Annotated in this window: 19 protein-coding genes; 8 read left to right on the top strand and 11 right to left on the bottom strand. The window is 63.5% G+C overall.

Going from position 1 to position 20,424, the window contains the following annotated elements:
- Positions 1-7: 7 nt before the first annotated feature.
- Positions 8-1,960, bottom strand: coding sequence for a DNA mismatch repair endonuclease MutL (gene mutL / locus ACXAEH_RS15885; RefSeq protein ID WP_475034124.1), 1,953 nt, complete (start codon positions 1,958-1,960; stop codon positions 8-10).
- 245 nt (positions 1,961-2,205) lie between these two features.
- Between mutL and deoC the strand changes: the two genes are divergently transcribed.
- Positions 2,206-3,195: a deoxyribose-phosphate aldolase gene (deoC, locus tag ACXAEH_RS15880; RefSeq protein WP_475034122.1), complete on the top strand. Its 990-nt coding sequence runs from the start codon at positions 2,206-2,208 to the stop codon at positions 3,193-3,195.
- Positions 3,196-3,206: 11 nt separating this feature from the next.
- A complete protein-coding gene (locus ACXAEH_RS15875; RefSeq protein WP_475034120.1) occupies positions 3,207-5,543 on the top strand; it encodes an aldehyde dehydrogenase family protein in 2,337 nt (778 codons plus the stop codon).
- Positions 5,544-5,609: 66 nt separating this feature from the next.
- On the opposite strand, the gene ACXAEH_RS15870 is transcribed toward ACXAEH_RS15875, so the two are convergent.
- Positions 5,610-6,536, bottom strand: coding sequence for a permease (locus ACXAEH_RS15870; protein WP_475034119.1), 927 nt, complete (start codon positions 6,534-6,536; stop codon positions 5,610-5,612).
- Positions 6,537-6,642: 106 nt separating this feature from the next.
- Between ACXAEH_RS15870 and ACXAEH_RS15865 the strand changes: the two genes are divergently transcribed.
- On the top strand, positions 6,643-6,948 hold the full coding sequence (locus ACXAEH_RS15865) for an ArsR/SmtB family transcription factor (protein WP_039125703.1): 306 nt from the start codon (positions 6,643-6,645) through the stop codon (positions 6,946-6,948).
- 79 nt (positions 6,949-7,027) lie between these two features.
- Here ACXAEH_RS15865 and rpsO read toward each other — a convergent pair whose 3' ends face one another.
- From rpsO to ACXAEH_RS15850, 3 genes are all read right to left on the bottom strand, one after another.
- Positions 7,028-7,297, bottom strand: coding sequence for a 30S ribosomal protein S15 (rpsO, locus tag ACXAEH_RS15860; RefSeq protein WP_024088374.1), 270 nt, complete (start codon positions 7,295-7,297; stop codon positions 7,028-7,030).
- Between the two features lie 150 nt (positions 7,298-7,447).
- Positions 7,448-8,410 (bottom strand): calcium-binding protein, encoded by a 963-nt coding sequence (locus ACXAEH_RS15855; RefSeq protein ID WP_475034117.1) that lies wholly within the window; start codon positions 8,408-8,410, stop codon positions 7,448-7,450.
- Between the two features lie 124 nt (positions 8,411-8,534).
- Positions 8,535-9,059, bottom strand: a complete 525-nt coding sequence (locus ACXAEH_RS15850; RefSeq protein ID WP_475034115.1) for a DUF1643 domain-containing protein — start codon at positions 9,057-9,059, stop codon at positions 8,535-8,537.
- Positions 9,060-9,191: 132 nt separating this feature from the next.
- Between ACXAEH_RS15850 and ACXAEH_RS15845 the strand changes: the two genes are divergently transcribed.
- Positions 9,192-10,448: a calcium-binding protein gene (locus tag ACXAEH_RS15845; protein ID WP_475034113.1), complete on the top strand. Its 1,257-nt coding sequence runs from the start codon at positions 9,192-9,194 to the stop codon at positions 10,446-10,448.
- Positions 10,449-10,571: 123 nt separating this feature from the next.
- Here ACXAEH_RS15845 and truB read toward each other — a convergent pair whose 3' ends face one another.
- Positions 10,572-11,483 carry a tRNA pseudouridine(55) synthase TruB gene (gene truB, locus ACXAEH_RS15840; RefSeq protein WP_475034111.1) on the bottom strand — a complete coding sequence of 304 codons (912 nt, stop codon included), beginning with the start codon at positions 11,481-11,483 and terminating at the stop codon, positions 10,572-10,574.
- 150 nt (positions 11,484-11,633) lie between these two features.
- On the opposite strand from truB, the gene ACXAEH_RS15835 reads away from it, so the two are divergent.
- Positions 11,634-12,287, top strand: coding sequence for an RluA family pseudouridine synthase (locus tag ACXAEH_RS15835; RefSeq protein WP_475034110.1), 654 nt, complete (start codon positions 11,634-11,636; stop codon positions 12,285-12,287).
- A 7-nt stretch (positions 12,288-12,294) separates the two neighbouring features.
- Here the strand turns inward: ACXAEH_RS15835 and ACXAEH_RS15830 are convergent, their stop codons facing one another.
- Positions 12,295-12,843 (bottom strand): helix-turn-helix domain-containing protein, encoded by a 549-nt coding sequence (locus ACXAEH_RS15830; RefSeq protein WP_475034109.1) that lies wholly within the window; start codon positions 12,841-12,843, stop codon positions 12,295-12,297.
- Between the two features lie 111 nt (positions 12,844-12,954).
- Here ACXAEH_RS15830 and ACXAEH_RS15825 point away from each other — a divergent pair, with 111 nt between their 5' ends.
- Both ACXAEH_RS15825 and ACXAEH_RS15820 read left to right on the top strand, forming a co-directional pair.
- Positions 12,955-13,665, top strand: a complete 711-nt coding sequence (locus ACXAEH_RS15825; protein ID WP_475034107.1) for an AzlC family ABC transporter permease — start codon at positions 12,955-12,957, stop codon at positions 13,663-13,665.
- The gene (locus ACXAEH_RS15820) at positions 13,658-13,951 is read left to right on the top strand and encodes an AzlD family protein (protein WP_475034105.1); all 294 of its coding nucleotides are present in this window, start codon (positions 13,658-13,660) and stop codon (positions 13,949-13,951) included. Before ACXAEH_RS15825 ends, ACXAEH_RS15820 begins: the two co-directional genes overlap by 8 nt.
- 169 nt (positions 13,952-14,120) lie before the next feature.
- Here the strand turns inward: ACXAEH_RS15820 and ACXAEH_RS15815 are convergent, their stop codons facing one another.
- Positions 14,121-15,560, bottom strand: a complete 1,440-nt coding sequence (locus ACXAEH_RS15815; RefSeq protein ID WP_475034104.1) for an aldehyde dehydrogenase family protein — start codon at positions 15,558-15,560, stop codon at positions 14,121-14,123.
- A 313-nt stretch (positions 15,561-15,873) separates the two neighbouring features.
- On the opposite strand from ACXAEH_RS15815, the gene ACXAEH_RS15810 reads away from it, so the two are divergent.
- Positions 15,874-16,524, top strand: coding sequence for a peroxiredoxin (locus tag ACXAEH_RS15810; protein ID WP_475034102.1), 651 nt, complete (start codon positions 15,874-15,876; stop codon positions 16,522-16,524).
- 45 nt (positions 16,525-16,569) lie between these two features.
- Here ACXAEH_RS15810 and ACXAEH_RS15805 read toward each other — a convergent pair whose 3' ends face one another.
- The 3 genes from ACXAEH_RS15805 to pnp all read right to left on the bottom strand — a co-directional run bounded on the left by ACXAEH_RS15805 (position 16,570) and on the right by pnp (position 20,192).
- Positions 16,570-17,247: a hypothetical protein gene (locus ACXAEH_RS15805; RefSeq protein WP_475034101.1), complete on the bottom strand. Its 678-nt coding sequence runs from the start codon at positions 17,245-17,247 to the stop codon at positions 16,570-16,572.
- 2 nt (positions 17,248-17,249) lie between these two features.
- Positions 17,250-17,963: a glycosyltransferase family 25 protein gene (locus ACXAEH_RS15800; RefSeq protein WP_475034100.1), complete on the bottom strand. Its 714-nt coding sequence runs from the start codon at positions 17,961-17,963 to the stop codon at positions 17,250-17,252.
- An 87-nt stretch (positions 17,964-18,050) separates the two neighbouring features.
- Positions 18,051-20,192 carry a polyribonucleotide nucleotidyltransferase gene (gene pnp / locus ACXAEH_RS15795; protein WP_475034098.1) on the bottom strand — a complete coding sequence of 714 codons (2,142 nt, stop codon included), beginning with the start codon at positions 20,190-20,192 and terminating at the stop codon, positions 18,051-18,053.
- Between the last annotated feature and the right edge of the window lie 232 nt (positions 20,193-20,424).

Here is a 20,424-nt window from a genome sequence, read left to right as displayed (position 1 = left end):
TTCTGTTTCAGCTGCGCCCGAACAGGCGCTCGATATCTGCCAGTTTCAGCTCGACATATGTCGGGCGGCCATGGTTGCACTGACCGGAATGGGGGGTGGCCTCCATCTCCCGCAAGAGCGCATTCATCTCTTCGCCCCGCATCCGGCGGCCGGAGCGGATCGAACCATGGCAGGCCACTCGGCTGAGGATCGCTTCGATCCTGGCTTGCACCAGCTGGCTTTCACCCTGATCCGACAGCTCATCCAGGATGTCCTTGAGCATCGCCTCGGCGTTGACCTCGCCCAGGATTGCCGGGGTTTCGCGCACCGCAACGGCATTGCCGCCAAAGGCCTCGATCCCGAGACCGAATTTGGCCAGTTCCTCTGCCACGCCCAAAAGGCAGGCGCAGTCGTTGTCGCTGAGTTCCACGATTTCAGGGATCAGGAGCGCTTGCGCCGCAACGCCGTTTTCCGCCATCTGGCGTTTCAGTTTTTCATAGACCAGCCGCTCATGAGCCGCATGCTGGTCGACAATCACCATGCCGTCGGCGGTCTGGGCGATGATGTAGTTTTCATGCACCTGGCCGCGTGCCGCACCCAGCGGCAGGGCCTCGGCCCCGGGCACGGTGCCCTCGGGCGCATCCGCCAGGCCCGGGGCCATTGGCGCCTCCGGGGCCTCCGTCACCCGGCCGCTGTAGGCGCCTGCCAGCTCAGCAAACCCTGCTGGTGGCGGCGCATCCGCAGGCGTCGTGTGCGGCAGACCGGGGGATTGCGCCGCATAAGAGGCGTGCCGTGCGCCATAAGACGGCCGGTCCATCTGATAGATCCGCGGCGCCCCTGTTGCAGTGGGCTGTTCAGGCTTCATTGCCCCCAGTGCAGCGCCACCCACGGTGGTTGAGGCGCGGTGGCCTGCCTCTGCCAGCGCGTGGCGCAGAGACGACACAATCAGCCCGCGTGCCAGGCCAGGGTCGCGGAACCGCACCTCGGATTTGGCCGGATGCACGTTCACATCGACCAGCTGCGGATCGCAATCAATGAACAGCGCCGCCGCCGGATGCCGGTCGCGGCTGAGGAAGTCGAAATAGGCCGCGCGCAGCGCGCCGGTCAGCATCTTGTCCTTCACCGGCCGCGTGTTCACAAACAGGAACTGCGCCACCGCCGCGCCGCGGGAATAGGTTGGCAGTGCCGCATAACCATAAAGCCGGATGCCTTCGCGGGTGGCGTCGATCTTCAGCGCATTTTCAGCAAACTCGCGCCCCAGCACCGAGGCCAGCCGCCCGTGCAGCGCATCAAACAGGTCGCCAGACAAAGGGTCGGCGCGGAAGGTCACCCGCCCCTCGCCGCCACCGGAGACATCGCGCAGGGTGAAGCCCACCGAAGGCTCTGCCATCGCCAGCCGTTTCACGGTATCGCCAATTGCCTGCGCCTCGGCCCGGTCGGTGCGCATGAATTTGAGCCGTGCAGGCGTCGCAAAGAAAAGATCCCGCAGCTCAACGATGGTGCCTGCGCGCAGGGCGGCCGGTTTCACCGGCTCCAGCTTTCCGCCGGAGACCCGGATCTGCGCCGCCTCATGCCCTGCAGCACGGCTGGTGATCGTCAGCCGCCCCACCGCCCCCAAAGACGGCAGCGCTTCGCCGCGGAAGCCGAAAGTGTGGATGTTCAGCAGGTCCGAGCCGTCGATCTTGGAGGTCGCATGGCGGCTCAGCGCCAGCGGCAGGTCCTCCGGGGTCATGCCGCAGCCATCATCGGTCACCCGGATCAGCGTCTTGCCGCCATCGGCAATCTCTACCGTGATCCGTGCGGCCCCGGCATCAATGGCGTTTTCCACCAATTCCTTGACCGCCGAGGCAGGCCGTTCCACCACCTCGCCCGCGGCAATCCGGTTGATGGCGCTGTCATCCAGCTGGCGGATCACAGGCCGGTTGCCTGAAAGACCGTCTGCTTGTGGTTTTTCGCTGATATGGGGGTCTGCACTGTTCATACCGCTAAATTTAGCATGTGGAGGCGATTTTGCCACCGGAATGCGCAGCCCTGGGCTCAAAGACGCGGAAAACACGATTTTCACACCGCGCCGCCGGATTCAGGAGCTGCACAGGAGGCCCGGTCCGGTCTTCACGGCTATTTTTTGTCCATTCAGTCAAAAAACCTGCCTGCACGCCCCGGCGCTTGCTTGCCAAGATGCCGCACCCGTGCGATTTTCGCACGGAACTCTTCCGAGGATTTCCAATGGATAGCCATACCGCTGAACGAAGCGCGCAGCTGCCGCAGCTGGCCGAGCCGCGCAATCCCGGCATGGAGCTGGACCTGGACTGGGTCGCTGCCGTGCAGGCCAATACATCGGCCATCGAACGCCGCTGCGCCACCTTGCCGGGACGCCGCAGCGTCAAGAAGGACCACCAGGCCGCCTGGCTGCTGAAAGCGGTCAGCCTGATTGACCTCACCACCCTGTCCGGCGACGACACCGAAGGCCGGGTCCGCCGCCTGTGTGCCAAGGCGCGCCAGCCGGTGAATGGCGCGCTGCTGCGTGAGCTGGGCATGGAGGGCCTCACCACCGGCGCGGTCTGTGTCTATCACGACATGATCGAAACGGCTGTGACAGCGCTGAAGGGCACCGGCATTCCCGTGGCCGCGGTCTCCACCGGTTTCCCGGCCGGCCTGTCGCCGTTCCACCTGCGGGTGGCGGAGATCGAGGAAAGCGTCAAGGCCGGCGCCGAAGAGATCGACATCGTAATCTCCCGCCGCCATGTGCTGACCGGCAATTGGCAGGCGCTTTATGACGAGATGAAGGCCTTCCGCCAGGCCTGCGGCGACGCCCATGTGAAGGCGATCCTGGCCACCGGCGAGCTGGGATCTTTGCGCAATGTGGCACGGGCTTCGCTGGTTTGCATGATGGCCGGTGCCGATTTCATCAAGACCTCCACAGGCAAGGAAAGCGTCAACGCCACGCTGCCCGTCTCGCTGGTGATGATCCGGGCGATCCGCGACTATTACGACCGCACCGGCTACCGCGTCGGCTACAAGCCTGCGGGCGGCATTTCCAAGGCCAAGGACGCACTGGTGTACCTTGCGCTGATGAAGGATGAGCTGGGCGACCGCTGGCTGCAGCCCGACCTGTTCCGCTTTGGCGCCTCTTCGCTCTTGGGCGATATCGAGCGCCAGCTGGAACATCATGTCACCGGGGCATACTCCGCCGGCTACCGCCACTCCATGGGCTGAGGGCTGAACATATGACCATCAAAGAGATTTTCGACACCATGGAATACGGTCCCGCCCCCGAAAGCGCTGCCGAGGCCCTGGCCTGGCTGGTTGATCAGGGCAGCCGGTTCGGCCATTTTATCAACGGCGAGTTTACTGCCCCCGGCGACGGTTTCGACAGCAAGAACCCCGCCACCGGCGAAGTGCTGGCGACGCTGACTCAAGCCGCGCAGGCGGATGTAGATGCAGCGGTTGAGTCCGCTCGCAAGGCCCAAGGCGGTTGGGCTGGTATCGGCGGCGCAGGCCGCGCCAAATACCTCTATGCCATCGCCCGGCTGCTGCAGAAGCACGCCCGCCTCTTTGCCGTGCTCGAAACCCTGGACAACGGCAAGCCGATCCGCGAGAGCCGTGACATCGACATTCCCCTCGCCCAGCGGCATTTCTATTACCACGCCGGCATGGCCCAGCTGATGGAAAGCGAGCTGCCGGATGCAGAACCCCTCGGTGTCTGCGGCCAGATCATTCCGTGGAACTTCCCGCTCTTGATGCTGGCCTGGAAGATTGCCCCGGCCATCGCCATGGGCAACACCGTCGTTCTGAAGCCCGCGGAATACACCTCGCTCACCGCGCTGCTGTTTGCCGACATCTGCCGTCAGGCAGGCCTGCCCAAGGGCGTTGTGAACATCGTGACAGGCGACGGCGCCGTGGGCGAAATGATCACCGCAGCGGATGTGGACAAGATCGCCTTCACCGGCTCCACCTCCGTCGGCCGCAAGATCCGCGAAGCCACCGCAGGCAGCGGCAAGGCGCTGACGCTCGAACTCGGTGGCAAGTCGCCCTACATCGTCTTTGACGACGCCGACATCGACTCGGCAATCGAAGGCCTGGTCGATGCAATCTGGTTCAACCAGGGCCAGGTTTGCTGTGCAGGCTCGCGGCTCTTGGTGCAGGAAGGCATTGCCGATCGGTTCCACACCAAGCTCAAGGCCCGCATGGACGGCTTGCGTATCGGCAACCCGCTCGACAAATGCATCGACGTTGGCGCTGTGGTCGATTCGGTGCAGCTGAACACCATCAGCGAAATGGTCGCCGCCAACCAAGCGGGCCAAATGCATCAGGCGCAGATCGAGATGCCCGCAGGCGGCTGCTTCTACCCGCCAACGCTGATCCAAGGCCTCACCCCCGCCGATCCGCTGATGCAGGAAGAGATCTTTGGCCCTGTGCTGGTTTCCTGCACCTTCCGCACCCCGGCGGAGGCGGTAGAGCTCGCCAATAACACCCGTTACGGCCTCGCCGCCACGCTTTGGACCGAGAACGTCAACCTGGCGCTCGACATGGCGCCGAAGCTGGTCGCAGGCGTGGTCTGGATCAACGGCACCAACATGTTTGACGCGGCGGCCGGTTTCGGCGGCGTGCGCGAAAGCGGCTTTGGCCGCGAAGGCGGCTGGGAAGGCCTCGCCGCCTATACCCGCCCCAAAACCAAGTCCAAACCGCTGGCCAAGGTGGAAGCTCTCGAAGGCAACGGTGCCCCGGCAGACCCGCTGGACCGCACTGCCAAGATGTATGTCGGCGGCAAGCAAGCCCGCCCGGACAGCGGCTACAGCCAGGCCATCTACGGCAGATCCGGTACGCTCTTGGGCCACGCGGGCCTTGCCAATCGCAAGGATGTGCGCAACGCGGTTGAGGCCGCGGCAGGCGCCGCCAAGTGGTCCAAGGCCACCGGCCACCTGCGGGCGCAGATCCTGTACTACATTAGCGAGAACCTCTCTGCCCGCGCCGATGAATTCGCCGCCCGCATCGACGCGATGACCGGAAAGAAGAGCGGCGCGGCTGAAGTCGAAGCCTCGATCCAGCGCTTGTTCTCTGCGGCCGCCTGGGCCGACAAATACGACGGCCAGGTGCATGGCGTTCCGATCCGCGGCGTGGCGCTGGCGATGAAGGAGCCGGTGGGCGTGATCGGCGCGCTCTGCGCCGATGAGGCACCGCTGCTGGGCCTTGTTTCCGCAATGGCGCCGGCGATTGCCATGGGCAACCGGGTGGTGCTGGCGGCCTCCGAGCCCTTCCCGCTGGCGGCAACGGATTTCTACCAGGTGCTGGAAACCTCGGACGTGCCCGCAGGCGTGGTCAACATCCTGACCGGCAGCCATGCGGAGCTGGCCAAACCGCTAGCCTCGCACCTGAACGTGGACGCGGTATGGAGTTTCTCCTCCTCTGACCTGTCGGCGCAGATCGAGGCAGCCTCGGCAGGCAACCTGAAGCGCACCTGGGTCAACAACTGCACAGCGACGGACTGGACACAGGACCAAACCAAGCGCTTCCTGCAGGAGGCCACCGAGATCAAGAACATCTGGGTGCCCTACGGCGAATAAACCGGCTCAAAACGCACAACGGCTGGCCTCCCCCGAGGCCAGCCTTTTTCTTTGCCTGTCCAGGGATCAGGCGCCCAGCGGCGTCAGCGCATAGATCAGCCCGGCCCCGACCGCCATCGTCAGGATCACCGCCAGGAAGGCCAGGATCATCGGCATCCGGAAAATGGCGCGCAGCAGGATGACCTCGGTCAGGCTGGCCCCGGCACTGCCGATGATCAGCGCCATCACCGCGCCCAGCGACATGCCCTTGGCCGCCAGCGCCGCCGACAGAGGGATCACCGCCTCCGCCCGGATGTAAAGCGGGATGCCGATCACCGCGGCCACCGGAATGGCAAACAGGTTGTCGCTGCCCGCGTATTCGGTGATCAGCCCGGTCGGCATGAAGCCGTAAATGAACGAGCCGATGGCAATGCCGCCCAGCAGATAGGGCAGCACGCCCTTGAAGTCCTTCCAGACCGATTTCCAAAGCCGCAGCCAGCGGTTTTCTTGCTTTACGGCTTTGCCGCATGAGCTGCCGCAGCTTTTGGCGGCCGGTTCATCGTAGGCGGAGGGCTCCACGTGGCGTTCAAATCCCAGCGCCTCAAGAATGACCCCTGCGGTAACGGACACGACCATCGCAATCAGAAAGTAGACCAGCGCCACCTGCCAGCCGAATGTCACAACGAACAGCCCGATGATCACCGGGTTCAGCAGCGGGCTCGAAAACAGGAACACCATCATCGGGCCAAACCCGGCCCGCGCCCTGAGCAGACCTTTCAGGAAGGGGATCGTCGAGCAGGAGCAAAACGGCGTGATCGCCCCCATCAGCGCGGCCACCACATAGCCGCGGCCCTTGCGCGAGCTGAGCACCGCCTGGATGCGGGCCGGCGAGATATACTCCTGCAGCACCGCCACGCCGTAGCTGATCAGCAGGAACAGCGCCGTCAGTTCCACGGCGAGGAAGAGGAACATGCCGCCCGCATCCAGCAGGGCGGCAGTGACTTCAGGTGACATCGGGTGAGTCTCCGAATCTAAATTACTGGTTTTTTCGAAATATTGAACATCGCAGTGCATGTCAATATATTACCGGTAAACTCGTAACATCAGCATGGGAGCGTTTATGGACGTCGACGAAATTGCCAAAGTTCTCAAAGAGCTGGGCCATCCGCACCGCCTGCGGATTTTCAAGCGGCTGGTGAAGTCAGGCTTTGACGGGCTGCCGGTCGGGGTGCTGCGCGAGGATCTGGATATCCCGCATTCCTCGATGACTCACCATGTTGCCAGCCTGGTGGAGGCCGGGCTGATCAAACAGCAGCGGGAGGGGCGCATCCTGCGTTGCGTGCCGCAATACGGCCGACTGTGGGACGTGATCGCTTATTTGCAAAGCGAATGCTGCCTGGATGAACGCAGCTCAGCGGCAGGCTGAGAGGCCGCCGGCATGGGGCGGCCAAAAGAAAACGCCCGCTCCATTCGGAACGGGCGCAGAAATCCGGGATAAGCGCGGATTAGCGGCGGATACCCAGGCGCTTGATCAGGTCCTGGTAGCGGGCCTCATCCTTGCCTTTGGTGTAGTCCAGCAGCTTGCGGCGCTGAGCAACCATCTTCAGAAGGCCACGGCGGCCGTGGTTGTCCTTCTTGTGGGTTTTGAAGTGCTCAGTCAGGGTGTTGATGCGCGAGGTCAGGATTGCAACCTGGACTTCCGGGGAACCGGTGTCGCCGTCTTTGGTTGCGAATTCTTTCATCAGGCGTGTTTTTTCTTCGGCAGTGATCGACATCGGGGTCTCCTTCATAGGTTAGAGTGGATGGCGCAGGCCGGGATGTCGTCCAGCACAGGCCCATGGAGAAATCCGCCGCGGAATTGCAGCAGATGCGGGCGTATAAGATGTTTCCGCTGCAAAGGCAAAGGATATGTGCCCGCGCCCGGGTTACTGCGGCAGCAATCCGGTCTGTGCGGCTGAAGCCCGGTCAATCAGCACGAGGTCCGCAACACTCAGCCCGTCAGCCCCCGAGAGCCGCAGCGCAGGTTCACCGTCGACCAGAATCAGCTGCTCACCTTCGGCTTCCGGGTTTGCCTGCACCTCAACCGCGGGCTCTTCGCCGTCCGCAAAATCCCAGACCAGAACCAGCTGATCCTCGCCGGCATCATAATCCATCAGCTGAACCGCGGCCCCGGTGCCGGTCCAGCTGCCCATCATGAACTGATCTTCGCCGCTGCCGCCGGTCAGGACATCGCCTGCCCCGGCTATCAGCGTGTCATCGCCATCGCCGCCATTGACGTAATCCAGCTCCGATCCGTCTCCGGCACCGGACACCACGTCATCGCCATAGCCGCCAAACAGCGCGTCTTCGCCTGCGCCGCCGGTGATGCTGTCATCGCCGTCATTGCCATGCAGCGAATCCTGTCCGGCGCCGCCTTCCAGCCAGTCCTGATCCTGACCGCCGTGCACTTCATCCGCACCTGCACCGCCAAACAGGCTGTCGCTGCCGAAATGGCCATACAGCCTGTCATCCCCTGCGCCGCCATCCAGCGCGTCCGCCCCGTCCTCGCCATGCAGCAGGTCCTGGCCGTCACCGCCGGAGAGGCTGTCAGCGCCCGCGCCGCCATGCAGAACATCGGCGCCCGTGCCGCCGTCCAGCCAGTCACCGCCGCCATAGCCGCCGATCTGGTCGTCGCCGCCGCCGCCGCTCAGGCTGTCGGCTGCGCTGCTGCCTGCAATGATGTCGGCACCTTCCGTGCCGGCCACAGTGTCCCCGGCAGGTTCTATGTAACCGCCGTCAAGACCGTCATCCTCCGGCCCGCCAGCACCATTCTGCGCCCCGGTATCTTCCTCATCCGCCGTTTCGGACTCAACCAGGACGGCACCGCCAACCGCCACAAGCCCCAACATACTCGCCAGCCACAACATATCCCGCTCACACCTCAGCAGACACTAATACCCGGCCGCAATATCGCACGCCAGGATTGCATTTTCAAAACAAAAAGAGAACACCGGTTAACGGGCGCAGCAGTTTTCAAACCCCGGCAGTTCCTCCCGGCCACAGCTCCGGCTGGCGGCTGTATGCGATATACAAGGGGTGTTTCGGATGACCTGCCTTGCTGAGCCCCAGGTGAAACAGCGGCATGCCGGTGGCCCGCAGCGCCGCCTCTATCCGTGCGCCCTGGCCGCGGTGCTCGCCATGGGTGCCCCAGGCGCAGATCACAGTGTCAGCCCAGGCCATCCCGTCCAGAACCGCGGCCAGGTTGTTCGGCCCCTCCGGCGCCTCCAGCCGCCGCATTTCCCGCGGGTCGGTCACCCGGCAGGCAAAGATATTGGTGGCCCGGAAACCGCCGAATCCCAGCGCCCGCGCGCGGCGCTCGCAGCGCTCGATGGTGGGGTCGTTCTGCACCTCGGTAGCGGTTGAGGGGTTCAGCATCACGAACATCACCCGCCGCCCCTCGGGCTGCCAGACCCGGGTCAGGCTGTAGCGGTAGGTTTCGCAATCCGAATAGACGGCAATCGAGGGCGCATCGCCTTTGGTGTGGGTCCGGATAATCATCGGCCGTCTGTAGCAGGGCTGTCCGCCCTGTCAAATGCGGCTAGTCACAATAGAGAACATTGCTGAAACCTGAAGGTGCTGATACACTTAACAAGTGTTTGAAACGCGTTATTTCTATCCAGGGTATTCGAAATGGAACTGCTACTGCTCCTCGGATTTGGCGTTGCTGCAGCCGGAATTGTCTTTTCAGGAGACGATGACGAGGAGCTGGTGTCAGTCGTCATCCCCGAACCGCCAGGTCCGGTCTTCGGGCAAGAGGGCGAAGATGAGCTGCTGACCGGATCGGACGAGGGCGAAACCATCGTTGGGAATGACGGCGATGCTGATACTCTCGATGGCGGGGGCGGCAATGACTATCTTGGCTTTGGCACCGGCAATTCTGTCACAGGCGGTGACGGCGCAGACCGGTTTGACCTGATCGGCGGCGGCAGCGCAGGCACAGTCATAGAGGACTTTGATCCCGCTGCTGACAGTCTGCGTATGGAAGAGACGCATCAGGAAGTGGCACTGTATCAGACAGAGGATGGCACTGGCCTGCGCTTAGTCGAGACCCAGGGCATGACCACGGTCCTGACCCTGAACAATCTCTCATTGGAAGACGGGCAAACCTTGGATGTTGAATTTTATGGCGCGCATCTGGAAGACGGGCCGTATTCGGTATCCTTTGAGGCGCCTGCGGACAGCGGCCCGCACACGATTGATGCCCAGCGCGGTACCAGCGGCGCTGACAACCTGGCAGGCACTGCCGGCGATGACCTGATCTTTGGCGAAGGCGGCGCTGACACGATCACCGGCGGCGAGGGCAATGACTCGCTGTTCAGCGGCAGCGGCACAGTGCATGATCCGGACTCTTACAACCATTATCCTGGCGATCTGACCCAGGTCGGCGATGACGGCGATGTGCTGGACGGCGGCGCCGGGGATGACCAATTGTGGATCGGGCCGGGCACCACCGCCACCGGCGGCGCGGGCGCCGACAGCTTCCACGCCTTTGCCAATGTCTACGACGCGGGCACCCCGGCGGCAGAGATCACCGATTTTGACCCGTCTGAAGATAAGCTGATGATCGACTTCCCGGTCGTTGCCGGCTTCGGGTCTTTTTCCAGCTTCAGCTTCGAGGACGCCATCGCCGGGCTGAGTGCCGCGTACGACGCGGATCAGGACAGCACCCTGATCGCAATGGACGGCATTGCGATTGCAACCCTGCCCGGAGACCAGACGGAAATCAGCATCGCCTTCCACGACGATTATTCAACTGATGAAGACCGGTGGCGGGATGCAGAGGGCAATGTGATCAGCGCCGAACAGGGGGCAGCAGCCAGCATCCTTCTGACCGCTCAGCAGGACCAAACGGTTCTTGGCACCAATTACGATGCCAGGCCCGCCTGACCGAAACACAAATCAACCCTAAGGAGAATAGGTCAGCAGCATTGCCCAAATGTTTCGCGCGCGAAACATTGCATCACTAATGCTGACCTTTTTAGTTTACCCGCTCCCGGCGCAGCCGCCGGATCACTCCGGCTGCACAAACACCCGGCTGGGGTGCAGCTCGCCCGACTTGTAGATGCCCACGGCTACTGCCTTGCCCTCCAGCGAGGCCCAGGCCTCGTCGCCGTATTCAATATCCGAGGCCATCACCATGCCCGGGTTGCCGTTGCGCAGCCGCACCGCGCCCTGCGGGGTGCATTTCAGCTCAGGCAGGTCGGCCAGCCCCTCTTCCAGCGGCCGCAGGTACTGGTCCAGTTCGGTGGACTTCGCCAGCTCGTCCACCAGCTCCAGCGAGATCCCCTCTTCTGCGTCGAACGGGCCAGACCAGATGCGGCGCAGCTGCTTCACATGGCCGTGGCAGCCCAGCGCCGCGCCAAGGTCGCGCGCGATCGAGCGCACATAGCCGCCCTTGCCGCAGGTCATTTCCAGCACCACGTGATCTGCGTCCGGGCGGTCCAGCAGGATCAGCTCCTCGACCCACAGCGGGCGGGCCTCGATCTGCACATCCTCTCCGTCACGGGCGAGCTTGTAGGCGCGCTGGCCGTCAATCTTGACCGCCGAAAACTTGGGCGGCACCTGCATGATCTCCCCCAGAAAGGGCAGCAGCGCGTCCTTGATCTGTTCGTCGCTGGGGCGCGCATCGCTCTCGGCAATCACCTCGCCCTCGGCATCATCTGTGTTGGTGGCCTGGCCCAGGCGCACGGTGAACGTATAGGCCTTCAGAGCGTCGGTGATATAGGGAACGGTCTTGGTCGCCTCGCCCAGTGCGACCGCCAGAACGCCGGTTGCCTCCGGGTCCAGGGTGCCCGCATGGCCGGCCTTCTTGGCATCCAGCGCCCAGCGCACTTTGTTCACAACCGCCGTGCTGGTCAGCCCTGCGGGCTTGTCCACCACCAGCCAGCCGGAAATATCGCGCCCTTTGCGTTTGCGTGCCATGCCATGTCCCCATGTGTTCAGTGAGGCGCGCCGGTTACCGGATCGCCGGGACAGTGTCAATTTAGCAAATGGCGGGCGTCGCAGGGAAGTGCCTGTCGCCGGGTCAGGCCCCGCTTGCCCCTGCCCGCCTGGGACGCTAGGCAGGCGCCCATGGCCGTTTCAAGCGAATACACCCCGCCGCAGGACCCGCTGGAGATCCTGCACCATGACGCCGAACTGCTGGCCGTGAACAAGCCTGCCGGCCTTTTGTCGGTGCCGGGCCGCGGCGCGCATCTGGCCGACTGCCTGATCACCCGGATCCAGGCGGTGTTCCCCGAGGCGCTGCTGGTGCATCGGCTGGACCGCGACACCTCTGGCGTGATGGTGTTCGGCCTTAGCCCCCATGCGCAGCGGCATCTGTCGATGCAGTTCGAAAAGCGCACCGCCAAAAAGGCCTATGTTGCGCGCATTGCCGGCCGGCTGGAACCGCGCAGCGGCACCGTGGACCTGCCGCTGATCGTCGACTGGCCGAACCGGCCCAAGCAGATGGTCTGCCATGAGACCGGCAAACCGGCCGTCACCGACTGGCGGGTGATGAAATACGAGGAAGACGCCACCCGTGTGCGGCTGACGCCTAGGACCGGGCGCTCGCATCAGCTGCGGGTGCATATGCTGTCGCTGGGCCATCCGATCCTGGGCGACCCGCTCTATGCCAGCGGCGGCGCATTGGAGCATCCGCGGCTGATGCTGCATTCCGAAGAGCTGCGGATCAAGCACCCGGACAGCGGCGAATCCCTGAAGTTCCGGGTCAAACCTTCCTTTTAGAGCCTGATCACGGCGCTTCCATCACCATCATGAACAGCGTATCCGCCTGCAGCGCCTCATAGCTGTGCGGATGGTCGCCCGGGTAGCTGTAGTAGTCGCCGGCCTGCAGCACTTCCTCCTGCCCTGCCGGCCCCACGCGCATCTGCCCGGTGCAGACCAGCATGTGCTCCACCGTGCCGCGCGGATGCGGCTGGGCACGGCGGATTTCCCCTGGCTGCATCACCACCCGGTAGACATCCCGGCGCATGTTGGGCGGGCAGCGCGACAGCAGCACCGCAGTGAAGTCCGACTGCTCCGATTCCAGAACCTCGCCCTCTGCGGCGCGGACCAGTTTAGTCGCCGGTGCCTCGGTCTCAAACAGCAGGCTCAGCGGCACATCCAAGGCGGCGGCCAGCGCCCAAAGCGTCTCTACACTGGGATTTCCGTTGCCCGCTTCCAGCTGCGACAGGGTGGATTTGGCAATGCCTGCCTCGGCCGCAAGTGCCGAGAGCGACTTCCCGGCCCGGCTGCGTTCCCGCTGGATAGCGGCGGCGATCATCTGATGCGGTGCTGGCATGTTCTGTATTTCGCCCCTCTGTTCGACTTGACGAACGATCTGTTCGTTCGATATGCAATTCATGTGTTCGGTATAGACGAACATATGAGCCGCTTCCAGAGGAGACCGCCCATGACCATGCAAGATCTAGCCCCGCCCTCGTCCCGAAAGGAACTGGCCGCCGGTCTGCGGGACATTCTGCCCTTGGCGGCAGGGGTCGGCGTCTACGGGCTGGCCTTCGGGCTGCTGGCTGCGCAGGCGCAGATGGGCGCGCTGCAAACCGGCGTGATGGGCAGCATCGTTTTTGCCGGCTCGGCGCAGATCATCGCGGTTGAGCGGCTGATCGCGGGCGCCGGAGCCGGGGCCGCCGTGCTGGCCGGGCTGGCGCTGAACCTCCGGCTGCTGCTGATCACTGCGTCGCTGCGCACAGAGTTTACCGGGCGGCCCTGGTGGCAGGTCCTGCTTGGCCTGCATGTGGCATCGGATGAGAACTGGGCGCTGATGCACGCAGCCCGCGCCCGCGGCCGGCCTGCCGGCGATTGGTACCTGGCCGGCGGCGGTCTGGCGTTGGTTGCGGTCTGGGTGCTGGCCACGGTGGCAGGAGCCACGCTTGCCACAGCGGTGCCGGAGCCGCGCGCGCTCGGCATGGATTTTGCCTTTACCGCTGCTTTCATCGCCATCCTGCGCGCGCTGTGGAACGGGCGGGTGTCGCTGCTGCCCTGGACCGGCGCCGCAGCCACCGTGCTGCTGACCGGCTTGCTGACACCTCTGGACCCCACCTGGACGCTCATCCTGGGCGGTCTGGCTGGTGCAGCCCTGGCCGGAGTGACGGGCCATGACTGAGACCTGGGTGATGATCCTTGGCCTGGCGGCAGCCACCTTTGCGGTGCGTCTCTCAGGCTACCTGCTGGGCCGGAGGCTGCCGGAGCACGGACCCTGGGCGCGCGGATTGCATGCCTTGCCGGGCTGCCTGATCCTGTCGCTGGTCACTTATTTGCTGATGCAGGGGGGGCCGCAGGAATGGATCGCAGGCACAGCCGCCTTGTTGGTGGCGCTCACCAGCCGCAGCCTGCCACTGACGATGGGTGCTGGAATCGCCGTAATCTGCCTGCTTAGAGCCTATTTCTGATTTCATAGCCCTTTGCCCGTGCGCAGCACGGGCCACGCCCAAGCCGGAAGGCGGCCCGGCACAGCCGGGGGGCCTGAGGGCGCGGGAGCACCACCCGGCACAGCTTCTCTGCACGCAAAAAGAAAGCCGCCCCGGAAGGCGGCTCTCCATAAGGTCCGTAGCGAAGGGTTTATTCAGCCGCCCAGCCGCCGACGGCTTTGACTTCCAGGAAATCCTCGATCCCCCATTTGCCGCCCTCGCGGCCCTTGCCGGACTGCTTCATGCCGCCAAAGGGCGAACCTGCCGAGCGGGACTTGCCGTTCATCTCCACCATGCCGGAGCGCAGCGCGCGGGCCATGCGGTTGGCGCGGGCGCCGTCCTGGGTCTGCACATAATTGGTCAGACCGTAAGGCGTGTCGTTGGAGATCTCGACCGCCTCCTCTTCACTCTCGAAGGGGATGATCGATAGCACCGGGCCAAAGATCTCTTCGCGGGCGATGGTCATCTGGTTGTTCACATCGGCAAAGACAGTGGGCTTCACATAGTAGCCCTTGTTCAGCCCGTCCGGACGGCCGGTGCCGCCGGCCACCAGTTTGGCGCCTTCGTCGATGCCCTTCTGGATCAGATCCTGGATCTTGTTCCACTGCAGCTCATTGACCACCGGCCCGATGTGGCGGCCTTCCTGGCTGGCCGGGCCAACCTCGACTTTGGCGGCCACTTCCGCTGCCTCGGCAACCACGCGGTCATAGATGCTCCGCTGCACCAGCATGCGCGAGGGTGCGTTACAGCTCTGGCCGGTGTTCTGCATCATGTGCAGCACGCCGCGCTTCACCGCTTTCTCGTCAGCATCCTCAAAGATCACATTGGCGCCTTTGCCGCCCAGCTCCAGGTCGACCTTTTTCAGGGTCGGCGCCGCAGCCTGGGTGATCGCAATACCTGCGCGAGTGGACCCGGTGAAAGAGATCATATCCACATCCGGATGCGCAGTCAGCTGCGAGCCAACACCCGGACCGTCGCCGTTCACCAGGTTGAAGACGCCTGCCGGGAAGCCGGCCTCATCCATCAGCTCTGCAAAGATCATCGCATTCAGGGGGCTCTGCTCCGATGGCTTCAGCACCATGGTGCAGCCGGCCACCGCTGCCGCGCCGACCTTCAGGGTCACCTGGTTCATCGGCCAGTTCCAGGGCGTGATCAGGGCGCAGACGCCGACCGCCTCGTGGATGATGCGGTCGTTGGGGCTGCGGTCGTTCAACGGCGCGTCAAAGTCGAACTCCTTGGCCGCAGTGATGAAGTTGCGCAGGTGCCAGCTGCCAGCGCCGACCTGCGAGCTGCGCGACATGTCGATCGGCGCGCCCATCTCCAGCGACATCGCCTGGGCCAGGTCTTCGGCGCGGGCCTCATAGACGTCGATCAGTTTTTCGACCAGCGCGATGCGCTCTGCCACCGGGGTGGCCATCCAGCCCGGCAAGGCCGCCTTGGCGGCGGCGACAGCGGCGTTGGTGTCGGCTTCCGAGCCCAGCGAAATTACCGCACAGGGGTCTTCGGTCGAGGGGTTGATCACCTCGAAATCATTGGCGGCAGCAGGGGCGACCCACTGGCCGTTGATGTAAAAGTCGCGTTTCTCGATCATCTGGGATCTCCCAATTCAGATGTTCTCTCCCGGGTGTTCCGCCGGTTTGGCGGCTACTGTGTCACCAGGCCGGAAAGGGGGCAAGGGGCTTTGGCTGCATAATTTGATCAAATTATGTGCGGTACTGTCAACGCTTCTGTTTCAGCGTCCACAAGCAATTGCCAGCTAAGGAAATTGCAGAAACCGGGTGGCATCGCGCCCGGGGGGCTGTAACGTGGCAGCAGAGCACTTAGGTAGCATTCGAGGCAACTCGAAATCCGCCAGGAAAAGATAACAACCCGACACAACAACCTGACTTTAGGAGGACAATGCCATGGGTTTGCGCATTAACGACGTGGTTCCCGATTTCACTGCAGAAACCGATCAGGGCAGCATCAGCTTCCATGACTGGATCGGCGACAGCTGGGCGATCCTGTTTTCCCACCCCAAGGATTTCACCCCGGTCTGCACCACCGAGTTTTCGGCCGTTGCCCAGTTGAATGACGAATGGGCCAAGCGCAACACCAAGGTGATCGGTGTTTCCGTTGATGGCGTCGAAGAGCACAAGGGCTGGAAGAAGGACATCGAAAGCTATGGCAATGCAGCCGCAGGCTTTCCGATCATCGCTGATGGCGGGCTGGAGGTGTCCAAGCTCTATGACATGCTGCCTGCCGACGCCTATCTGCCCGACGGCCGCACCCCTGCCGACAGCGCCACCGTGCGGTCCGTCTTCATTATCGGCCCGGACAAGCAGCTGAAGCTTTCGATGACTTACCCGATGACCGTGGGCCGCAACTTTGCCGAGATCCTGCGCGCGCTGGACGGTCTGCAGATGAGCGCCAAGGGCGTGGCCACCCCTGCGAACTGGGTACCCGGCGAAGACGTGATCATTCCGCCCACCGTTTCGAACGAAGATGCCAAGGCAAAATTCGGCGAGTTCGAGACCATCTTCCCCTATCTGCGCAAAACCAAGGCGCCGGAATAACCGGCGCCTCGGCTGATCCCCTGATCTCCCGGTTTCGCCGGGAGGTCAGAACAGCTTGAACCGTTTTTTCGGTGCAAGCGTTTCAATGTATCCTGCAAAATCATACCGGCCGCTGATGGTATCCCGTGCAACGGCCTCGAACAGGGCGACCGTCTTCTTGTGGCGCGACTGGAACAGGTGGAAGAAGTCCATCTCGCCATAGAAGGTGCCAAGGCCGAAGACGCCCCTGTCCGCCAGAGCCCATTTCGGCTGGATTGCAAACCGTGGGAAGGTCAAGGAAACCGGGATGCCCGCAGCCTCTGCCTTGTCGGTCAGCACCTGGGCCACATCCGACGTGTCAGTCTTTTCCAGGTCGGGGCGGCCGAAGTTTTGGAACATTTCCGGGCGCAGCCCCATGAACATCGGGCCGGCATAGATTCTGTCAGGGTCCTTGTGGTTGGCTACTTGCGCCAGGCCCGCCAGCGCGCCCTCGCGCGCGTCCTGGGCCATCTTTTCAACGGCAGCCCGGTTGAGGGGAAAGGCATCGATATCGGCGATCAGAACCGTATCGCCATCCGCCTCGCTGAGCGTCTTGTGCAGCCATTGCGCATGGCTGCGGCTGTCATCCAGGCATTGCACCAGCTCGATGCCGAAGTGATCGAACACCGCCTTTTGCGCCTGCAGCAGGCTGGCCGGGATATTGCTGCGGTAATAGGTGTATACCTTCAGCGGCTGTGAGGGCATTTTCAGGTCCTTCGCTGATTGATGTGGTTTGCAAGCAGCCGGCCAAGGCGCAGGAGTGTATAACGCAGCCCCTTGGCCTGCGCCGACCTGCGTCCGGTGTAGATCTCGCTTTCGGCGTCTTCCGGCGGCAGCAGCGGCTGCAGCAGGGCGGCCCCGTTGCCGCGCTGGGTTGCCCACAGCTGCAGGTACACATCCACCGGATGGCACAGCAGCCGGTCCGATTGCAGAAAGGCCTGCGCGGCGTCGCGGCGCCACAGCAGGGCGGTGGTCGTCACCGGAAAGTAATGCGCCTGCACCAGGCCCAGACCGGCATCCAGCTGCGTGGTCCTGTGCCGGGGTTTGCGCCCAAGGTTCACGATCCCGGTCTCCGCAGGCAACGCCTGGCACAGCGCGGCAAGCTGCGGCCCCAGGTTTTCGGGCACAAGGGCGTCGTCTTCCAGAACCACCGTGAACGGCGACGCAGATTCCGCGGCGATACGTGCGGCGGCCAGATGGCTCAAATAGCAGCCAACCTCGCCGGCCAAAAGCGGGCGCCCCATGTGCTGCAGGGCTTTTTGCGGATCATAACCGGAGCCGCCCTGGGCAATCGCTAAGGCACCGTCTACGGCTGCCAGCCGCTCAAACGCCACGCCGGCGCGTTCCAAACCTGCACCGATGCGCGCAAGGCGGTCCGCCGAACGGTCCAGGTTGATAACGATGACAGGGGGCTGTTGCACGGTTTCATCCGCCGGAATTGGAAACCGGAAAAGGTGCGGCCCGACCGCAGGCGATGCGGTCAGGCCTGTTTCAAAAGCGGACTGGGATCAGTCGGCTTTTTCTTCTTTCTTCTCCGGCGAGATTTCTTCGCCGGTTTCCTGATCGACAATCTTCATCGACAGGCGGACCTTGCCGCGGTCGTCGAAGCCCAGAAGCTTCACTTTCACTTCCTGGCCTTCCTTCAGAACGTCCGACGGATGGTTCAGGCGGCGGTTTTCGATCTGGGAGACGTGCACCAGGCCGTCACGCTTGCCGAAGAAGTTCACGAAGGCGCCGAAGTCGACGATCTTCACAACCTTGCCGGTGTAGATCTGGCCCTCTTCCGGCTCTGCCACGATCGAATAGATCATGTCATAGGCCTTCTGGATGGCTTCGCCGTTGGGGCTGGCGATCTTGATCACGCCGTCGTCGTTGATGTCGACCTTGGCGCCGGAAGTTTCCACGATCTCGCGGATCACCTTGCCGCCGGAGCCGATCACTTCACGGATCTTGTCGGTCGGGATCTGCATGGTTTCGATGCGCGGGGCGTGGACCGAGAACTCGTTGGTTTCGGACAGCGCCTTGGCCATCTCACCCAGGATGTGCATCCGGCCGTCCTTGGCCTGGGCCAGGGCTTTCTCCATGATTTCCGGGGTGATGCCGGCAACCTTGATGTCCATCTGCAGCGAGGTGATGCCGTTTTCGGTACCCGCCACCTTGAAGTCCATGTCACCCAGGTGGTCTTCGTCACCCAGGATGTCCGACAGGATCGCGTAGGAGCCGTCGTCTTCCAGAATCAGACCCATCGCAACACCGGCAACCGGCGCTTTCAGCGGAACGCCTGCGTCCATCATCGACAGCGAGCCGCCGCAGACGGAAGCCATCGAGGAAGAGCCGTTGGATTCGGTGATTTCCGACACCACACGCACGGTGTAGGGGAAGTCGGTCGGGGCAGGCAGAACCGCCTGCAGCGCACGCCAGGCCAGCTTGCCGTGGCCGATTTCGCGACGGCCCGGGGAGCCGACACGGCCCACTTCGCCAACCGAGTACGGCGGGAAGTTGTAGTGCAGCAGGAAGTTGGATTTGAAGTTGCCGTGCAGCGCGTCGATGAACTGCTCGTCGTCGCCGGTGCCCAGGGTGGTCACAACCAGGCCCTGTGTCTCGCCGCGGGTGAACAGCGCCGAGCCGTGGGTCCGCGGCAGCAGGCCGGTTTCCGACACGATGTCGCGGATCTCGTCGGTCTTGCGGCCGTCGATACGCTTGCCGGTCTTGACCACGTCGCCGCGCAGGATGCCCGCTTCCAGCTTCTTCAGCGCGGAGCCGAGGTTGGCGTCTTCCAGCTGCTCTTCGGTCAGCTTTCCCTTGATGGTCTCACGGGCAGCGGCAACAGCGGCGGTGCGCTCCTGCTTGTCGGTGATCGCAAAGGCAGCGCGCATCTCGGTCTCGCCTGCGGCTTTGACCGCCTCATAGAGGTCGGCGTAATCCGGCGGGGTGAAGTCGAAGGGCTCGTTTGCGGCTTCTTCAGCAAGCGAGATGATCAGGTCGATCACCGGCTGGATCTGCTCGTGCGCGAATTTCACCGCACCCAGCATCTCGGCCTCGGACAGCTCATAGGCTTCCGATTCCACCATCATCACCGCGTCTTTGGTGCCGGCAACAACCAGGTCCAGGCGCTGCTCGGGGTTCAGGCGCAGGTCCTGCATGTCGTCGACGGTCGGGTTCAGAACGTATTCGCCGTCCTCGAAGCCAACGCGCGCACCGGCGATCGGGCCCATGAAGGGCGCGCCGGACAGGGTCAGCGCAGCGGAGGCCGCGATCATTGCAACGATGTCCGGGTCATTGACCAGATCGTGGCTCAGCACGGTGCACATCACCAGCACTTCGTTCTTGAAGCCGGGGACGAACAGCGGGCGGATCGGACGGTCGATCAGACGCGCGGTCAGGGTTTCTTTTTCGGTCGGGCGCGCTTCGCGCTTGAAGAAGCCGCCGGGCACCTTGCCCGCAGCATAGTATTTTTCCTGATAGTGCACGGTCAGCGGGAAGAAGTCCTGGCCGGGCTTCTGCTGACGGGCAAAGGTCACGTTGGCCATGACCGAGGTCTCGCCCAGGGTGGCAATCACGGAGCCATCCGCCTGGCGGGCAACTTTGCCGGTTTCCAGTGTGAGCGTCTCTTCGCCCCACTGCATCGATTTTTTCGAAACGTTAAACATCTAGCGTATCCTGATTGGGAGCGCTCCCGGCCCTCCGGGTCTCCCGTTTGCGTGGCGGCCCCATTGCCGCCGGCCCAATCTATCTTTCTTTCGCGTGCCAGGGCCCGGGCACATCGTCTCAGATAGGCCCGCCCATACAGCAGTTTGCCCCCGATTGAAAGGAAAAGCGGAAAGCCGCGCGGTGCGGCGGCAGGCGTCAGCGTGAAGCCGCCCGGATGCCCGCCCGGCAACA

Source organism: Leisingera sp. ABM4_060 (assembly GCF_056158765.1).
This window is presented reverse-complemented; position numbering and strand designations above follow the sequence as displayed.